This window comes from Nocardia higoensis NBRC 100133 (genome assembly GCF_000308595.1).
GTDB lineage: Bacteria > Actinomycetota > Actinomycetes > Mycobacteriales > Mycobacteriaceae > Nocardia > Nocardia higoensis.
This window is the reverse complement of the sequence record NZ_BAGA01000109.1, coordinates 145,193-160,592: the sequence shown is the minus strand read 5'-3', so window position 1 is coordinate 160,592 and position 15,400 is coordinate 145,193. Positions and strand designations below refer to the sequence as shown.

At 69.2% G+C, this 15,400-nt stretch carries 15 protein-coding genes; 9 read left to right on the top strand and 6 right to left on the bottom strand.

What is annotated here, in order from left to right:
• Positions 1–21: 21 nt before the first annotated feature.
• From ON26_RS19820 to ON26_RS19810, 3 genes are read right to left on the bottom strand one after another with little or no spacing between them, the layout of a single operon-like run.
• Positions 22–2,400 carry an ATP-binding cassette domain-containing protein gene (locus ON26_RS19820; protein ID WP_040797661.1) on the bottom strand — a complete coding sequence of 793 codons (2,379 nt, stop codon included), beginning with the start codon at positions 2,398–2,400 and terminating at the stop codon, positions 22–24.
• Between the two features lie 49 nt (positions 2,401–2,449).
• Positions 2,450–2,860 (bottom strand): VOC family protein, encoded by a 411-nt coding sequence (locus ON26_RS19815; RefSeq protein ID WP_040797726.1) that lies wholly within the window; start codon positions 2,858–2,860, stop codon positions 2,450–2,452.
• A gap of 5 nt (positions 2,861–2,865) precedes the next feature.
• Positions 2,866–3,315 (bottom strand): helix-turn-helix transcriptional regulator, encoded by a 450-nt coding sequence (locus ON26_RS19810; protein ID WP_040797660.1) that lies wholly within the window; start codon positions 3,313–3,315, stop codon positions 2,866–2,868.
• Between the two features lie 247 nt (positions 3,316–3,562).
• On the opposite strand from ON26_RS19810, the gene ON26_RS19805 reads away from it, so the two are divergent.
• On the top strand, positions 3,563–3,781 hold the full coding sequence (locus ON26_RS19805) for a hypothetical protein (protein ID WP_157171947.1): 219 nt from the start codon (positions 3,563–3,565) through the stop codon (positions 3,779–3,781).
• A 67-nt stretch (positions 3,782–3,848) separates the two neighbouring features.
• Here the strand turns inward: ON26_RS19805 and ON26_RS19800 are convergent, their stop codons facing one another.
• Positions 3,849–5,474, bottom strand: a complete 1,626-nt coding sequence (locus ON26_RS19800) for an alkaline phosphatase D family protein (RefSeq protein ID WP_040797658.1) — start codon at positions 5,472–5,474, stop codon at positions 3,849–3,851.
• Positions 5,475–5,623: 149 nt separating this feature from the next.
• Here ON26_RS19800 and ON26_RS19795 point away from each other — a divergent pair, with 149 nt between their 5' ends.
• Together ON26_RS19795 and ON26_RS19790 are read left to right on the top strand one after the other, a co-directional pair.
• Complete coding sequence (locus ON26_RS19795; RefSeq protein ID WP_040797657.1) at positions 5,624–6,103, top strand: Dps family protein; 480 nt, start codon at positions 5,624–5,626, stop codon at positions 6,101–6,103.
• Between the two features lie 229 nt (positions 6,104–6,332).
• Positions 6,333–7,343 carry an alpha/beta hydrolase gene (locus ON26_RS19790; protein ID WP_051027247.1) on the top strand — a complete coding sequence of 337 codons (1,011 nt, stop codon included), beginning with the start codon at positions 6,333–6,335 and terminating at the stop codon, positions 7,341–7,343.
• A 23-nt stretch (positions 7,344–7,366) separates the two neighbouring features.
• Here the strand turns inward: ON26_RS19790 and ON26_RS19785 are convergent, their stop codons facing one another.
• A complete protein-coding gene (locus tag ON26_RS19785; RefSeq protein WP_051027260.1) occupies positions 7,367–8,833 on the bottom strand; it encodes an AIM24 family protein in 1,467 nt (488 codons plus the stop codon).
• Between the two features lie 217 nt (positions 8,834–9,050).
• Here ON26_RS19785 and ON26_RS19780 point away from each other — a divergent pair, with 217 nt between their 5' ends.
• From ON26_RS19780 to ON26_RS19770, 3 genes are all read left to right on the top strand, one after another.
• Positions 9,051–10,004: a DNA polymerase domain-containing protein gene (locus tag ON26_RS19780; protein WP_040797655.1), complete on the top strand. Its 954-nt coding sequence runs from the start codon at positions 9,051–9,053 to the stop codon at positions 10,002–10,004.
• A 15-nt stretch (positions 10,005–10,019) separates the two neighbouring features.
• Positions 10,020–10,412 carry an SRPBCC family protein gene (locus ON26_RS19775; protein ID WP_040797654.1) on the top strand — a complete coding sequence of 131 codons (393 nt, stop codon included), beginning with the start codon at positions 10,020–10,022 and terminating at the stop codon, positions 10,410–10,412.
• A gap of 69 nt (positions 10,413–10,481) precedes the next feature.
• Positions 10,482–10,685 carry a zinc-ribbon domain-containing protein gene (locus tag ON26_RS19770; RefSeq protein ID WP_040797653.1) on the top strand — a complete coding sequence of 68 codons (204 nt, stop codon included), beginning with the start codon at positions 10,482–10,484 and terminating at the stop codon, positions 10,683–10,685.
• Between the two features lie 234 nt (positions 10,686–10,919).
• Here the strand turns inward: ON26_RS19770 and ON26_RS19765 are convergent, their stop codons facing one another.
• Positions 10,920–11,699: a maleylpyruvate isomerase family mycothiol-dependent enzyme gene (locus ON26_RS19765; protein WP_040797652.1), complete on the bottom strand. Its 780-nt coding sequence runs from the start codon at positions 11,697–11,699 to the stop codon at positions 10,920–10,922.
• Between the two features lie 123 nt (positions 11,700–11,822).
• On the opposite strand from ON26_RS19765, the gene ON26_RS19760 reads away from it, so the two are divergent.
• The 3 genes from ON26_RS19760 to ON26_RS32425 all read left to right on the top strand — a co-directional run bounded on the left by ON26_RS19760 (position 11,823) and on the right by ON26_RS32425 (position 15,389).
• Entirely contained in the window at positions 11,823–12,737 is a 915-nt protein-coding gene (locus ON26_RS19760; RefSeq protein ID WP_085999051.1) for an ABC transporter ATP-binding protein, read from the top strand.
• Positions 12,734–13,933: an ABC transporter permease gene (locus ON26_RS19755; RefSeq protein WP_040797651.1), complete on the top strand. Its 1,200-nt coding sequence runs from the start codon at positions 12,734–12,736 to the stop codon at positions 13,931–13,933. Before ON26_RS19760 ends, ON26_RS19755 begins: the two co-directional genes overlap by 4 nt.
• Positions 13,934–14,159: 226 nt before the next feature.
• Entirely contained in the window at positions 14,160–15,389 is a 1,230-nt protein-coding gene (locus tag ON26_RS32425; RefSeq protein WP_083884221.1) for a helix-turn-helix domain-containing protein, read from the top strand.
• Positions 15,390–15,400: the final 11 nt, after the last annotated feature.

Below are 15,400 nucleotides of genomic sequence, written 5' to 3'. Positions count from 1 at the left end.
CGCTCGGCGCGGGATCGGTGATCAGCCCCCTACGTATTCGGCGAGGTGCTTGCCGGTGAGGGTGGACCCGTCGGCGATCAGCTCGGCGGGGGTTCCTTCGAAGACGACGGTGCCGCCGTCGTGGCCCGCGCCGGGGCCGAGGTCGATGATCCAGTCGGCGTGGGCCATGACGGCCTGGTGGTGTTCGATGACGATGACCGTCTTGCCCGCGTCGACGAGGCGGTCGAGCAGGGCGAGCAGGTTGGCGACGTCGGCGAGGTGCAGGCCGGTGGTGGGTTCGTCGAGGATGTAGATCTCGCCCTTGTCGGCCATCTGGCTCGCCAGCTTGAGGCGCTGGCGTTCGCCGCCGGACAGGGTGGTCAGGGGCTGGCCGAGGGTGATGTAGCCGAGGCCTACGTCGGTGATGCGCTTCAGGATCTTCTGCGCGGCTGGGGTGCGGGCCTCGCCCGCGCCGAAGAATTCGGCGGCTTCGGCAGCGGGCATGGACAGGACTTCGCTGATGTCGCGGCCGCCGAGGCGGTACTCGAGCACCGAGGCGTCGAAGCGCTTGCCTTCGCAGAGCTCACACACCGTCGACACGCTCGCCATGGGGCCGAGGTCGGTGTAGACGACGCCCGCACCGTTGCAGGTGGGGCACGCGCCTTCCGAATTCGGGCTGAAGAGAGCGGGTTTCACGCCGTTGGCCTTGGCGAAGGCCTTGCGGATGGGTTCGAGCAGGCCGGTGTAGGTGGCGGGGTTGGAGCGGCGCGAGCCCTTGATGGCGGTCTGGTCGACGACCACGACGCCCTCGCGCTTGCCGAGGTTGCCGTGGATCAGCGAGCTCTTGCCCGAGCCCGCAACGCCGGTCACGACTGTGAGGATGCCGGTGGGGATGTCGATGTCCACATCGCGCAGGTTGTTCTGGTTCGCGCCGCGGATCTCGAGCGCGCCGGTGGACTCTCGCACGGAATCCTTGACCGAGGCGCGGTAGCCGAGATGGCGGCCGGTGCGGGTGTCGGACTTGCGCAGGCCGTCGATATCGCCTTGGTAGCAGATGGCGCCGCCGTCGGTGCCCGCGCCGGGGCCGAGATCGACCACGTGGTCGGCGATCACGATGGTCTCGGGCTTGTGCTCGACCACCAGCACGGTATTGCCCTTGTCGCGCAGGCGGATCAGCAGTTCGTTCATGCGCTCGATGTCGTGCGGGTGCAGGCCGATGGTCGGCTCGTCGAAGACGTAGGTGACATCGGTGAGCGCCGAGCCGAGGTGCCGGATCATCTTGGTGCGCTGGGCCTCACCGCCGGAGAGCGTGCCCGCGGGCCGGTCCAGGGACAGGTAGCCGAGGCCGATCTCGACGAAGCCGTCGAGGGTGTGGCGCAGGGTGGTGAGCAGCGGGGCGACCGAGGGTTCGTCCAGATCGCGTACCCACTCGGCGAGATCGGTGATCTGCATGGCGCACGCGTCGGCGATGCTGATGCCCTTGATCTTCGACGAACGGGTCAGTTCGCTCAGCCGGGTGCCCTCGCACTCGGGACAGGCGGCGAAGGTGATGGCGCGGTCGACGAAGGCGCGGATGTGCGGCTGCATCGCCTCGCGGTCCTTGGACAGGAACGATTTCTGGATCCTGGGGATCAGGCCCTCGTAGGTGACATTGATGCCGTCGACCTTGATCCGGGTCGGCTCCTTGTAGAGCAGATCGTTGAGTTCGCGCTTGGTGTACTTGCGGATCGGCTTGTCGGGGTCGAGGAAGCCCGAGCCCTTGAAAATGCGGCCGTACCAGCCGTCCATGCTGTAGCCGGGGATGGTGAGCGCGCCCTCGGCCAGCGATTTCGTGTCGTCGTAGAGCGCGGTCAGGTCGAAGTCGGAGACCTTGCCCATGCCTTCGCAGCGCGGGCACATGCCGCCGGTGACGCTGAACTCGCGACGCTCGCGGATCTCGCGCCCGCCCTTGGTCACGGTCACCGCGCCCGCGCCGCTGACGGAGGACACATTGAACGAGTACGCCTGCGGACCGCCGATGTGCGGGCTGCCCAGGCGGCTGAACAGGATGCGCAGCAGCGCGTTGGCGTCGGTGGCGGTGCCGACGGTGGAGCGGACATTGGCGCCCATCCGCTCCTGATCGACGATGATCGCGGTGGTCAGACCCTCGAGCAGATCGACCTCGGGGCGGGCCAGGGTCGGCATGAAGCCCTGCACGAACGCGCTGTAGGTCTCGTTGATCATCCGCTGCGATTCGGCGGCGATGGTGCCGAACACCAGCGAACTCTTGCCCGACCCGGATACTCCGGTGAAGACGGTGAGCCGGCGTTTCGGGATCTCGACGCTGATGTCCTTCAGATTGTTCTCGCGCGCGCCCTGCACGCGGATCACATCGTGGGTGTCGGCAACGTGCGAGATGTCCTTGGTGGGGGCCGGGCTCATCGGTTCTCCATCGGTCGGCAGATCGGGGCTGTGAGTCGGGGCGAAAAGGTCAGCGGCGCTGCTGGATACGGATCATGTTGCCCGCCGGATCACGCAGAGCGAAATCACGTACACCGTACGGCTGATCGATGGGTTCCTGCACGATCTCCACATCGCTGGCCTGCAACTTTTCGAAGGCGGCGTCCACATCGTCGGAGGCGAGCAGGACCGACCCGTAGGTGCCCTTGGCCATCATCTCGGTGATGACCCGGCGCTCCTCGTCGGTGATGCCGGGGTCGGCGGCGGGCGGGTGCAGCACGATGGAGGTGCCGGGCTGTCCGGGCGGGCCGACGGTCAGCCAGCGCATGCCCTCGTAGCCGACGTCCTGGCGCAGTTCGAAGCCGAGGGCGTCGCGGTAGAAGGCCAGGGCGGCCTCGGCGTCGTCGTGGGGGAGGAAGCTGGAAGCGATGGTGATGTCCATGACGATCACGCTAGTTTCGACGGGTCCGGCTGCGCTTCTCGATTCCTGACCGGTCTGGTGACCTTCTTGACCACGAGGGAGGGCAGATCGACCGGCGCTTCGGCGGCCTGTTTGCGGTAGACGCTCGGCGAGACGCCGACCAGCTCGGTGAAGCGGGTGCTGAAGGTGCCCAGCGAGGAGCAGCCGACCTCGAAGCAGACCTCCGTGACGCTCAGGTCGCCTCGCCGCAGCAGGGCCATGGCGCGCTCGATCCGGCGGGTCATCAGGTAGCTGTAGGGGGATTCGCCATAGGCGGCGCGGAACTGCCTGCTCAGATGGCCCGCGGACATGTGCGCGTCGCGGGCGAGCGCTTCGACGTCGAGAGGCCGGGCGTATTCGCGGTCGATACGGTCACGCACTCGGCGCAATCGAGCGAGATCGCGGAGGCGCTGTTCAGAGCCATTTTTTCCGGTCACCTGGCCAATCGTCGCACATCTGCCGCACCCGGCCGGTGCGGGCGCGACCGGGAATGCGTGCCGCGTCGCGATCTCGTTGGCGGGGAGGTATCGCGAGTGCGCCTGCGCCGGCCGAAAGCACTGTTTCGAGATCGTGGAAACCGGACATTTTCCCGAAATCCGGGGCTATCCTGAGCGCCACCGATGCTCGCCGCGGCGGATTTCGCCACGGTCGGGAATGGGTGTCCTCATCGCTCAGGAGGTCACGATGTCGAAGCACATCACGGCTCGCACGGTCTGGCGATACCTCATGCGCGGATTCCTCCTCTACGGCGCGGGCGTCGGCGGCCTGATGCCCTGCTACGAGGAATGGCTGCGTCGCTCCGAGGACGAGGAACGCGCCGAGGCGCTGGAGCGCGCCGCGCAGTGGGACTGGTCGGTGCCACACCGCTGGTACGACGCCGCACACGGGCCGAGACAGAACTGAACCCAGCGCGGGCCCGCACCGCCGGCCGACGCGAACCGGCGGAGATCCGACGCGGCGAAGGACCGGCTCAGCGTCCGCCACCGGGGAGCGACGCCCGGCCCGAGGGCGGCGCGGCCTGCCCGGAGTCCTCGAGCACCCCCGGTACACCGTTTTCCACCACATAGGTGGCGCGGGTGTGGATCGGCCCGCCCCTGCGGTCGATGAAGGGGACGACCCGGAAGTCGTTGCGCCAGTGCCGATGATCGAGATCCACGCGTACATAGCCGCGCTGGGCATTGAAGAACCGCAGGTCCGGATTGGCGGCGAGGAGCACGCGGCCGATGTCGTCGATGTCGCGACCGTTGCCGCCGGTGGTGATCGACGTGCCGGTGAACTCCGCGGCGACCACCGGCGACCCCGGATCGGAATAGTCCGCGCGCAGGTTCGCGGCATGGTTCTGGTGCCGGTCCCCGGTGATGACGACGAGATTGCCGACGCCGTGACGCGCGGCCGTGCCCAGGACGAGGTCGCGGTCGGCGGTGTAGCCGTCCCAGGAGTCGGTCGAGATCTTCAGACCGGGCCCTGGGTCGATGTCGGTCTCGCCCATGCCGACCTGATTGCCCAGGATCTGCCACCGGGCCGTCGAGCACGTCAGCCCGTCCAGCAGCCAATCCCGTTGCGCCGCACCGAGAATGCTGCGCTCGGGGTCGGCGACCGCCGGGCAGTCCGAGGTGACGTTCTCGCTGCACACCTGGACCGAGCGGTACTGGCGGGTGTCGAGCATGGTGAGATCGGCGAGATCACCCCAGCCGAAACGCCGGTGCAGCATCATCGAGGCGCCCTTCGGCAACTGCGCCAGGCGCAACGGCTGGTGCTCGTACATGGCCTGGAAAGCGGCGGCCTTGCGGCGGCGGAACAGCGGCGGCAAGCGGTGGATGTCCAGGCCGAGACCGGGATGGTCGGCGGCCCAGTTGTTGTCCACCTCGTGATCGTCGAAGGTGACGATCCACGGGAAGGCGGCGTGCGCCTCGCGCAGCTCTCGCTCGGCCTTGCCCTGGGCGTAACGGAGGCGATAACCGGCCAGGTCGGTGGCCTCGCCGGTGAGGACGGCGGGCTCGTCGAGCCGGTTGTGCCGCCAGCTCTTCTCGTAGATGTAGTCGCCCAGGTGCACCACGAGTTCGAGATCCTCGGCGGCCAGATGCTCGTAGGCGGTGAAGTGGCCCGCGCTCCAGGCCTGGCAGGACGCGAAGGCGAAACGCAGCCGGTCGACGGCCTGGCCGAGGGCGGGCGCTGTGCGAGTGCGCCCCACCGGGGAGATCACCGACCCGGCGCGGAACCGGTAGTAGTACCAGCGATCGGGTTCCAGACCGTGGATCTCCGGATGCACCGAATGGGCCAGCTCCCTGGTGGCCACGGCGGTGCCACGCCGCACCACCGACCGGAAGTGCTCGTCGTCGGCCAGTTCGTAGTCCACCGACACCGGAGCGTTCATCATGCCGCCGTGTCCGTCCGGAGCGAGCGGGTCGGCAGCGAGCCTGGTCCACAGCACGACGCTGTCCGGCGCCGGGTCGCCGGAGGCGACGCCCAGCGTGAACGGGTCCGCCGACCAGCGCGGAGTCCGGAACCGGCCGCTGCTCGCCGCCGAGGTTCCCACCAGAACGGCGACCGACCCGTCGGCGGCCAGGCGCAGCGCCTGCCTACGGGGGAGTGCCATATCGCCACGCTACCGTTGCCCCGACGCGCCGGAGCGGGCATCGGGGAGCTATCCAACCGGCGTATGTGGCCGATCTCGCTTCCTGGTTGAGCGCCGCCGTGCCGGGTAGCCCGACCGTGACACATTCGACGATCGGAAAGGCATGCGCGATGTCCCAGCCCATCACCAGCACCCTCGATCCCGAGCAGCAGCGCATCGCGGGCGACGCCTTGCGCGCGACGGTGGTCGACATGATCGATCTCTCGCTGATCGCGAAGCAAGCGCACTGGAACGTCCTCGGCCGGAACTTCCGGTCGGTGCACCTGGCGCTGGACGAGCTCGTCACCGCTGCCCGTGACTTCACCGACTCGGCCGCCGAGCGAGCGACAGCGGTCGGCGTCAGCCCCGACGGCCGGGCCGCGACCGTCGGCCGGGACTCGGGCGCGCCGGGCATCGGCGACAGCTGGCTCGAGGACACCGCCGTGATCGAATCGATCGTGGCCAATCTCGCCGCGATCATCAGCAGACTGCGGGAGCGCATCGATGCCACCGAGAAGGCCGATCCGGTCACCCAGGATCTGCTCATCGGTATCGCCGCGCGACTCGAGCAGTTGCACTGGATGTGGCAGGCCCAGGTCGCCGCGGGCTGATCGCTCCAGCGCGCACGTCGACACCCCGGCATGTCCACAACCGGACGGGCCGGGGTGCGGCGCGGCCCTCGGGGCGGTTCCCAGGACCGCCCGTTCGTCCCTGGTAACCGGCACAATCTTTGCCGTTTCGGCTACCGCGTAGCGCTGCCGGTAGCGTTGACTCGTTGCCTGGCGCCGCACCGTCCGACGGCGCCGGTCAGCCACCATCCACCGACTGTCGGAGGAAGACATGGCCGGATTCGGGTTCCCGGTGCGACGGTTGCCGGGTCTGCGGTCCGCGGTCGCCGCACTGGCCGTGTCGGCGTTCCTGCTCGGCGCGCTCGGTCCCGTGCGGGCCGATGCCCCGGCGCCCGCCATCACCGGCGTCCGGCCGGGCACCGATCGGGCGCTCACCGTCGAGGTGTTCTCGCCCGCGATGGCGGGCACCACCGAGGTGCTGGTCCTGCCCGCGGCCGATCCGACCCGTCCCGCTCCCACCCTCTACCTGCTCAACGGCGCCTCCGGTCACGTCGACGGCAGCTGGCACGACAGCACCGACTACCAGAGCTTCTTCGCCGGCGAGCAGGTCAACGTGGTCATCCCGCTCGGCGGCGCGGGCAGCTACTTCACCGACTGGCAGTCCGATGACCCGGTGCTCGGCACCCAGCGCTGGGGCACCTTCCTCACCGAGGAGTTGCCGCCGCTGATCGACGAACGCTTCCACGGAAACGGCGCGAACGCGGTGGCGGGAGTCTCGATGTCCGGCACCTCGGTGTTCCAGCTGGCGCTCGGCTCGCCCGGCCTGTATCGGGCGATCGGCTCGTTCAGCGGCTGCGTGCGTACCAGCGACCCGCAGGGCCAGGTCATGGTCAATGCCGTCGTTACCGCCCATCACGGCAATCCGATCAATATGTGGGGCCCGCCCACAGATCCCCGCTGGCAGGCCAACGACCCGTACCTGCACGCGGAAGGCCTGCGCGGTACCGAGATCTACATCTCCAGCGGGTCCGGCATCCCCGGACCCCTCGACACCCCGGCGGCCGTGGGCGGCGACCCCGCCGAACTCGCCTACCGCCTGCTGTTCGGCGCCCCGCTGGAAGCGGTGACGAACATGTGCACGCTGCAGCTGCGAGATCGTTTGCAGGAACTGCGCATACCGGCCACGATCGACCTCCGGCCCACCGGCACGCACGCCTGGGGCTACTGGCAGGAGGATCTGCACCGAGCCTGGCCGGTCTTCGAGGCGGCGCTGTCGCGCTAGCGGATTCCGGCAGCGGGGCCGCCTCAGCCGAGGATGCCGCCCATGAAGCCGCTGCCCTGACCGGCCTGCTGACCGCCGCCCGTGCCGCCGATGAACCCACCCGGCGGAAGTTCCGAGGGCTGCACGATGACGAAGCCGCGACCGCTGAACGCCAGCGTCAGCCCCTCACCCGTCGTGCGGCCGAGCAAGGTGCCCAATCCGAACGAGTCGTTGCGCTTGATGCTGGTCTGCAGGCTCGACGACCACGCGACCGCGGCCTGTGGGTCGGCGTAGGTCGGCTGATCCACGTTGAGCACTACCGGCCCGCCCTCGGTGGTGATCGCGATCCGTCCGCGCCCGGTGAACACGCAGTTGAAGAGCCCGGCGTTGCTCGCGTAGCCGGCCGCGCCCTGCACCCGCTTGATGTCGAAGCGCAGCGAACTGTCGAAGGCGAGCACATTCGCGCCGTTGACGGTCAGTCCGTCGGAGCCGTCGAGATCGATCAGGTGGACGTCGGCCGCGGCATTGGCCAGGAACAGGTCGCCGCGCCCGGAGACCTTCATCAGCGGCACGCCCTCACCGGTCAGCCGCGCCTGGATCGCGCGCCCGATCCCGCCGGAACCCTGTGCCTGGAAATGCAATTCACCCTGATAGGCCACCATCGACCCGGACCTGGCCATCACCTCGCCGTTGACCCCGACCTTGACCATCTTGCTGCCCTGCTTCTGGATGCCGAGGCCGTTGACCTCGGCATGACGGGCGTCGAACAGATCGCTCTGCATCGGCAGTGCTCCTTGCTGTGGGGCGATCGGGGGTGGGTAGCCGGGGCCACCGGGTGGGAGGTGGCTCCCTCCGGGTGCGGACGGCGCCGGCGCACGGCCGGGCGGTGGGCCGCCGGCTGGGGCGTGCGGTGGGCGACCGGGCGAGCCCGGCCCCGGTGCGTGGGGCGCAGGCGTCCCGTGCGGAGGTGGAAGATAGCCCGCGGGTGCGGCATTCGGCGGTGACTGCCGGGCCGGAGGCGGCGGGGGAGGAGGAGCGGCGGCCGGCGGAGGCGCGGGTTCGTCGTCGACGTTCACGCCGAACGCGGTGGCGATCCCCGCCAGGCCGTTGTCGTACCCCTGGCCGACGGCACGCACCTTCCATGCGCCCGCACGCCGGTAGATCTCCACGCAGACGACGGCGGTTTCGGTGGTCAGCCCGGTGATGGGGAAAGTCAGTGTGCCCGATTCGGATCCGATGGTCACCGTGAGGCCGCCCGCCGCGGCCAGGGTGGTGGCCGTGCCGCGCCCGTCCAGGCTGGCCGTGACCACGACGGTCTCGATCTCCGGCGGCAGCGCGGAGGTCTGCACATCGATCATGTCCGGCCCGCCGCGCCCGTGCCGGTAGCCGACCCCGTGCCCGGCGGGCTGGTTGAAGAACACGAAATCCCCGTCGGACCGCACCCGGCCCGACGAATTCAGCAGCAGCGCCGACACATCCAGCGGCGCGGCGCTGGTGACGGTGACCGTCATCCGATCCCCGGGCGCGGGCCGGTTCTCCCCGCGCGCCAGCGCCGTCACGACCCGCCCTCGCGGGCGCTCATCGACATCGCACTCACGACTCCAAGTCTGTCCCGGATCGCGGTTTCGCGCCACGTCCACGGGCGCGCCACGGCTGACCCGCCGAGGAGGGAGAAAGATCGCGGCGTGCGGTGTTGACCCGTCGATCGTCGCGGGGCAGTGTGGGGCGATGGGCAGCGACGAGGAGCGCGCGGGCGTCCGGATGACGAATCTCGATCAGCCGCTGTTCGACGGCGCCGAGGCGACCAAGCGCGATCTGCTCGACTATCTGGAGGCGGTCGCCGAACCGTTGATCGGGCAGTTGCGGGACCGGCCACTGTCGGTGGTGCGCGTGCGGGCGGGGCAGGAACCGTTCATGCAGAAGAATCTGCCGAAGTACGCGCCCGACTTCGTCCCGCGGGTGACCACGTGGGCGGCGAGCGTGAACCGGAAGATCACCTATCCGCTGTGCCAGGATCTGCCCACCCTGATGTGGCTGGGTAACCAGCGTGCCGTCGAGTACCACCCGACGTTGCTCACCACGGACACCGCGGCCGGGCAGACCCACCTGGTGCTGGACCTGGACCCCGCACCGGGACAGACGTTCCGGCACGCGGTGCTCGCCGCCCAGCTCATCCGCGACGCGCTCGCCGCCGACGGATTGTCCGGCGCGGTGAAGACCAGCGGGTCGAAGGGGGTGCACGTCTTCGTCCCCATCGAACCGGGCATTCCGCTCGAGGACGCGGCCGCCGCCACCCGCGCCGTCGCGGCCCGCGCCGAACGGCTCGACCCGGATCTGGCGACCACCGCGTTCATTCGCGAGGACCGCGAGGGAAAAGTGTTCCTCGATTCCACCCGTTCCGGCGGCGCGACGGTGGTCTCGGTCTACAGCCCGCGCGTGCGACCCGGTGTGCCGGTGTCGTTTCCGGTGAGCTGGTCCGAGCTGCCCGAGGTCGCGCCCGCCGACTTCACCGTTCGCACCGTCCCCGGGCTCCTCGCCGGGCGCGACCCCTGGGTCTCGGAGATGCCCGCGCCGCAATCGCTTCCGGCAGATCTGGTGGAGGAGGGACACACGATCCCGGTCGCGCGCGTGCAGGCCATGCACGAAGGCAAGCGCCGGGCGAAGGCCCGCAGGGAAGGGTGAGACTGGGATGGAACGATGACACCGTCGCTGCGCGACCGGCGCTGGACCGTGCACCGCCACATCCCGGCGCCGCCGGAGGTGGTGTGGCAGCTGCTCACCGACCTCACCGCTTGGCCTCGATGGGGTCCCACGGTCAGCGCCGCCACCATCGACGGCGATCGGCTGGCCGCGGGTGCGCGCGGCACCGTGACGATCTCGGTCGGGGTGCCGCTGCCGTTCGTGATCACCGATTTCGACCCGGGACGCCGGTGGGCGTGGGCGGTCGCGGGCATTCCGGCGACCACGCACGAAGTCGAACCGGCGGAGGGCGGATGCCGAGCGTCGATGTCGGCGCCGCTGTGGGCGCCCGCCTACCTGCCCGTGCTCGACATCGCGCTGCGCCGTATCGACCGGATGGCCCGACGCTGAGACCTCGTTCTGCGATTGGGTCCCGCCGGAGAGGCGGGCGGCTCGATCCTTCCGGTTACCCTGAGAGGGATGTTCTTCCTCTTCGGATACGGCCGCAAGCAGCAGCAGCTCGGTCCGGGCGCCACCCGGACCTGCCCGCGCTGTCACAACACCACGCAGTGGGTTCGCGTCCGGGAGTTCTCCCAGTTCACAGTCTTCTTCATCCCCGTGGCGCGGTGGGGCCGCAAGTACCTCGAGGCTTGCGGGATCTGTGGCACCGCTATCACGGTCTGACCGGTGCCCGCACCGGTTTTCCGGACGGCTGTCGGCCAGGATCGCGCGCGAACTCCTTGCACGAGACGATCGCGGGCGCGACCGGTCCCTGCCCGCGACGACACTGTCGAGATCCGCGATGGTGCCGCTCGGGTCGGCGTCGAGCAGATCACGCAGTTCCGGCGGGATGCGGGCTCGATGTGATCGCCGACGCTCCGTGACAGCGCAGCGGCCACTTGGTCGCGGTCGGGGGTGTCAGACGATATCCATCGCGTCGAGAAACCGAGTCGCCGCCTCGATGTCGCCGTCGAGCACCAGATCGCCCGCACGCCAATCGGACCGGGTGGTGGCCCAGCTCGGAAAGTCCAGCGCGGCGCCGCGGATCACCGCCACCGCATCGCCGTCGCGGCCCGCGGTGATCGCGCCGTCCGGGCCGATCACCCACTCGCCACCGCCGGGTCCGGTCAGGACGAGTCGCACCGCGCCGGGGACCGTCGTCGGCGCGGCCCGCAACTGGTTGCCGAGGACGGCGAGCATCCATTCGAGCACCACCGCCATCCGGTTGGCATCGGTCGACGGCGCGGGCAACCCCAGGCTCGATGCGATGTCGTGACGCAGGTGGGTGTGGGTGTCGAACACCAGCGCCGAGGTGAGCATCCGGTCCAGTCGGAATCGTCCCAGCTCGCCCAGTGACGAGCGGATGCCTGCCATCGGCGTCTTCGACACCACCCGGGCGAGCCGGATCACCCACGCGCTCCAGCGCTCGTATTCGGACAGGACCTGCTGCGGCGTCAGGTTCCGTCGTCGGTCGACGAACGTGTCGTTCGCCGACTCGATGTCGTCGGTGCGCACCAGTGTCAGCGCGGCCGGGGTGAACAAGGCGCGGCAGCTCGCGCCCATGTGCGCCACCACATCCTGCACTCGCCAGCCCGCGGCGGCGCTGTCACTGCGCCACTGCGGCTCCGACAACTGCGCGCAGAAGCGCAGCACCTCGGCGCGTTCGTCGCGCAGTGCGGCCACTCTGTAGATGTCCATCGTTGTGCCCTGCCTTCGATATCGCGGCTCACAGCGGGCGGCGGTGCCCGTTCGCCACGGTAGTTGTGCGCCGGGGTGTGGTGCGCGGAACCCCTACTGTGGGTGGGGTTACAGACCGGAGGGATGCGCGTGCGGCTGGAGATACGAGGACTGGCGAAACGGTTCGGTGCGGTGACCGCGCTGAGCGATGTGGGTTTCGAGGTCGGGACGGGGGAGATCTTCGGCTTCGTCGGCAGCAACGGCGCGGGGAAGTCGACCACCATGCGGATCGTGCTCGGCGTGCTCGCGGCCGATGCCGGTGAGGTCCGATTCGACGGCGCTCCGGTGGATTTCGCGTTGCGCAGGCAGTTCGGATACATGCCGGAGGAGCGGGGACTGTATCCGAAGATGAAGGTGGCCGAGCAGTTGCGCTATCTCGCCGAGCTGCACGGATTGGACAGGCGCTCGGCGGCGGGGGAGGTCGATCGCTGGTGCGAGCGGCTGGGGATCACCGACAAGCGGGAGCGCAGGCTCGAGGAACTGAGCCTCGGCAATCAGCAGCGCGCCCAGTTGGCGGCGGCGCTGGTGCACCGGCCGCGACTACTGGTGCTCGACGAGCCGTTCTCCGGGCTGGATCCGGTGGCGGTGGACGTCATGAGTGAGGTGCTGCGGGAACAGGCCGCGGCGGGGGTGCCGGTGATGTTCTCCTCGCACCAGCTCGATCTGGTGCAGCGGCTCTGCGATCGGGTCGGGATCATCGTCGCGGGCAGCATGCGGGCGGTGGGCACGGTGGCCGAGTTGCGCTCGCGCGGCGGGCGGAGGCTGGCGGTGAGCGCGCCGGACGCGCCGCCGGATTGGGCCGACGCGTTGCCCGGTGTGCGGGTGCTCGAGCACGACGTGACCGAGCCGGGGGAGCCGCCGCGGACGCTGCTCGCTCTGGACGAGGACACCGACGATCAACTGGTGCTCGACGCCGCGCTGCGCACCGGACCGGTCCGGCATTTCGCCTCCTACCAGGCTTCGCTGACCGAGCTCTTCCGTGCGGTGGTGGCGGCATGAGCAGCGGTGACACCCAGGTGTTGCGGACCGTCGGGCTGGTGGTGCGCAGGGAGTTCCTGGCCCAGGTGGGCGCCAAGGCCTACCGGTGGAGTCTGCTGTTGATGAGCCTGGCTGTGGTCGCCGCCGCGGTGGTGTATTCGGCGTTCGCCGACGACGGGCCGCAGCGTGTCGACGTGGCGGTCGTCGGCGCCGGAACCACCCTGGCCGAGCGTCTGCCGGAGACCGCGCGGACGGCAGGGCTCGAGCTGCATGTCCGAGACGATGTCGACGAAGCGAGCGCGCGGGCCGGGCTGCGGTCGGGAAGCTACGACGCCGCGGTCGGACCGACCGGCGATCGGTCCTACACCGTGCTCGTCGGGCAGTCGCTCGACCCGGCCCTCGGCGCGGTGCTGTCCGAGGCGATCCGCGCCGAAGTGGTGACCGAAGTGCTGAACGACTACAGCGTCGATCGCGACGCCGCCCTCGCCGATGTCGCCGGCCTCGACATCTCGGTCGTCGCGCTGGATCCGCCCGACCCGCAGCGCAGCGAGCGGATGAGCATGGCGTGGGTGGCCTTGCTGCTGTTGTTCACCACTGTGCTCACCTTCGGCGTGTATGTGGCGATCGGCGTGGTGGAGGAGAAGTCGACGCGGGTGGCCGAGCTGCTGCTGGCCACCATCCGGCCGATCCACCTGATGTGGGGCAAGGTGCTCGGCATCGGGGCGTCGGCGCTGTTGCAGGTCGCGGTGATCGGTGCGGCGGGACTGGTGGCGGGTCGCGTGGTCGGCCTGATCACGCTGACCGGTACCGCGGTCTCGGTCTTCGCGGCCACGCTGGTGTGGGCGCTGCTCGGCTATCTGTTGTTCTCGCTGATGTACGCGGCCGCGGGCTCGCTGGTGTCGCGGCAGGAGGAGGTGCAGGGCGTCACCACACCGCTGATGTTGCTGGTCATGTTCTGCTACGGCATCAGCATCGCCGCGGTCGGCGATCCGGACGGCACGATCGCCCGCGTCGCCGGCTGGGTGCCGCCGGTCTCGGCGTTCGTCATGCCGGTCCGGACGGCCTCGGGGCAGGTCGAGCCGTGGGAGATGGCCGGGTCGGCGCTGGTGATGCTGCTCGCCTGCGCGCTCGTGGCCTGGGTGGCGGCGCGGGTATATACGCGCAGCATCCTGCACACCGGGGCGCGGTTGTCCTGGAAGGCGGCGCTCACTCGCTGAAACCGTCCCGGCACGTTCGACGGCGCGCCGGTGTTCAACAGCGCGAGCTTGCTGTACTACAACCATCCTTCCCTGGCGTGCGACGAGCATGCCGTCCGGCGGTCGAAGCATTCGGGAATCCGTATATGGCGCCTCGTAGGGGTGCGAATCCCCTTGACGGGCAGTGGTTCTGGTCGATACTGGTGCACTCGTGGCGTGAGGGAAGTGGGGGTGTCTGCGGTTGGTGATGTCCACGGGTGAGGTGATTCGTCGGATACGCAGGTCGTATGGGATGACTCAGCGTGAGCTGGGTGCGTTGATCGGGTATGCGCAGCCGATGATCTCGCAGTTGGAGAACGATGCCGCGTGTGTTCATGACGTACGGATGTTGCGTCGTGTAGCTCGTGCGTTGCATGTTCCGCTTGCCATACTGGTGGTGGGGTCGAACGAGGGGGCGGACGTGGATCGTCGCAATTTCCTACGAGCCGGTGCCCTCGGCGCCGGTGGTGTCATGACTGCCGGTGTGGCGGGCGAGACCACTGCCATTGCGGCATCCCCGTCCGCTATCCGGGTCGGTGTCACCGACGTTGCGGCGGTCACTGCCGGTACGAACCAGATTCACGAACTCGACCTGATCGTCGGTGGTGATCGGTTGTGCCGGGTGGCCGCCAACGGAGTTCGGTACGTCCAGCAACTGCTGGACGGTGGCACCTACACGGAGGCTGTCGGCCGCGAACTGACCAGTGCCGCCGCCGAGATGATGACCGCTGCGGGATGGGTGCACTACGACGCCGGCCGACTGGACGAAGGGCGTCGGTACTACGCCGATGCCGCGCAGGCCGCAGCCGCGGTCGATGACGGGATCGCGGTGGCGCATGCTCTCGGCAACGCCAGTTCTTTACTTTCCGAATGGAACGGTGGTACTCCCGCGGGCGCTCGGCAAGCGGTGCAGTATGCCCAGACCGCCTCCCGTGCCGCCATGAGGCGTGGAGGTCCACGATTGCGGGCACTCATGGCAATTCGTGAAGCCGATGCTCTCGGGATGCAGGATCCGATCGCCAACAAATCGGCTGTCACCGATGCCCTGAGCCGGGCCTACCGGGCGTACGAGTCCAGCCGAGGATTCGATCCGGACTGGGTCTATCTGCCGGAGGCTCTGCTGAGCGGCATGACCGGCATCATGCAGATGTACCTCGGCGAGCACGAGACCGCTTCCACACGAATCCAGGCGGCGATCGAGGGATCCGCCGCCTGGCCTCGCGAACGAGCGGAATGGCAAGTCCAGCTGGGACGCAACCTGGTCCAGGCCGGAAACATCGCCGAGGGATGCCACGTTCTCACCGAGAATTTCGACGGCATCCAGCAGATCGGCTCGACTCGAGTTCATCAGAAACTCCGAACGGTGGCCACCAGCGTCCGGCCGCATTCCCGTGTGCCGGAAGTGCGGGAGTTCCTGGGGACGTTGGCTGCGAGTTGAGAGGCTGAGCG

Excerpts from the sequence above, each read along its gene's own strand:
- ON26_RS19820 (WP_040797661.1), bottom strand. The coding sequence starts at position 2,400 with ATGAGCCCGGCCCCCACCAAGGACATCTCGCACGTTGCCGACACCCAC.
- ON26_RS19760 (WP_085999051.1), top strand. The coding sequence starts at position 11,823 with ATGCGCGTGCGGCTGGAGATACGAGGACTGGCGAAACGGTTCGGTGCG.
- ON26_RS19770 (WP_040797653.1), top strand. The coding sequence starts at position 10,482 with ATGTTCTTCCTCTTCGGATACGGCCGCAAGCAGCAGCAGCTCGGTCCG.
- ON26_RS19775 (WP_040797654.1), top strand. The coding sequence starts at position 10,020 with ATGACACCGTCGCTGCGCGACCGGCGCTGGACCGTGCACCGCCACATC.
- ON26_RS19795 (WP_040797657.1), top strand. The coding sequence starts at position 5,624 with ATGTCCCAGCCCATCACCAGCACCCTCGATCCCGAGCAGCAGCGCATC.
- ON26_RS19790 (WP_051027247.1), top strand. The coding sequence starts at position 6,333 with ATGGCCGGATTCGGGTTCCCGGTGCGACGGTTGCCGGGTCTGCGGTCC.
- ON26_RS19785 (WP_051027260.1), bottom strand. The coding sequence starts at position 8,833 with ATGACGGTCACCGTCACCAGCGCCGCGCCGCTGGATGTGTCGGCGCTG.
- ON26_RS19800 (WP_040797658.1), bottom strand. The coding sequence starts at position 5,474 with ATGGCACTCCCCCGTAGGCAGGCGCTGCGCCTGGCCGCCGACGGGTCG.
- ON26_RS19765 (WP_040797652.1), bottom strand. The coding sequence starts at position 11,699 with ATGGACATCTACAGAGTGGCCGCACTGCGCGACGAACGCGCCGAGGTG.
- ON26_RS19755 (WP_040797651.1), top strand. The coding sequence starts at position 12,734 with ATGAGCAGCGGTGACACCCAGGTGTTGCGGACCGTCGGGCTGGTGGTG.
- ON26_RS32425 (WP_083884221.1), top strand. The coding sequence starts at position 14,160 with ATGTCCACGGGTGAGGTGATTCGTCGGATACGCAGGTCGTATGGGATG.
- ON26_RS19805 (WP_157171947.1), top strand. The coding sequence starts at position 3,563 with ATGTCGAAGCACATCACGGCTCGCACGGTCTGGCGATACCTCATGCGC.
- ON26_RS19780 (WP_040797655.1), top strand. The coding sequence starts at position 9,051 with ATGGGCAGCGACGAGGAGCGCGCGGGCGTCCGGATGACGAATCTCGAT.
- ON26_RS19815 (WP_040797726.1), bottom strand. The coding sequence starts at position 2,860 with ATGGACATCACCATCGCTTCCAGCTTCCTCCCCCACGACGACGCCGAG.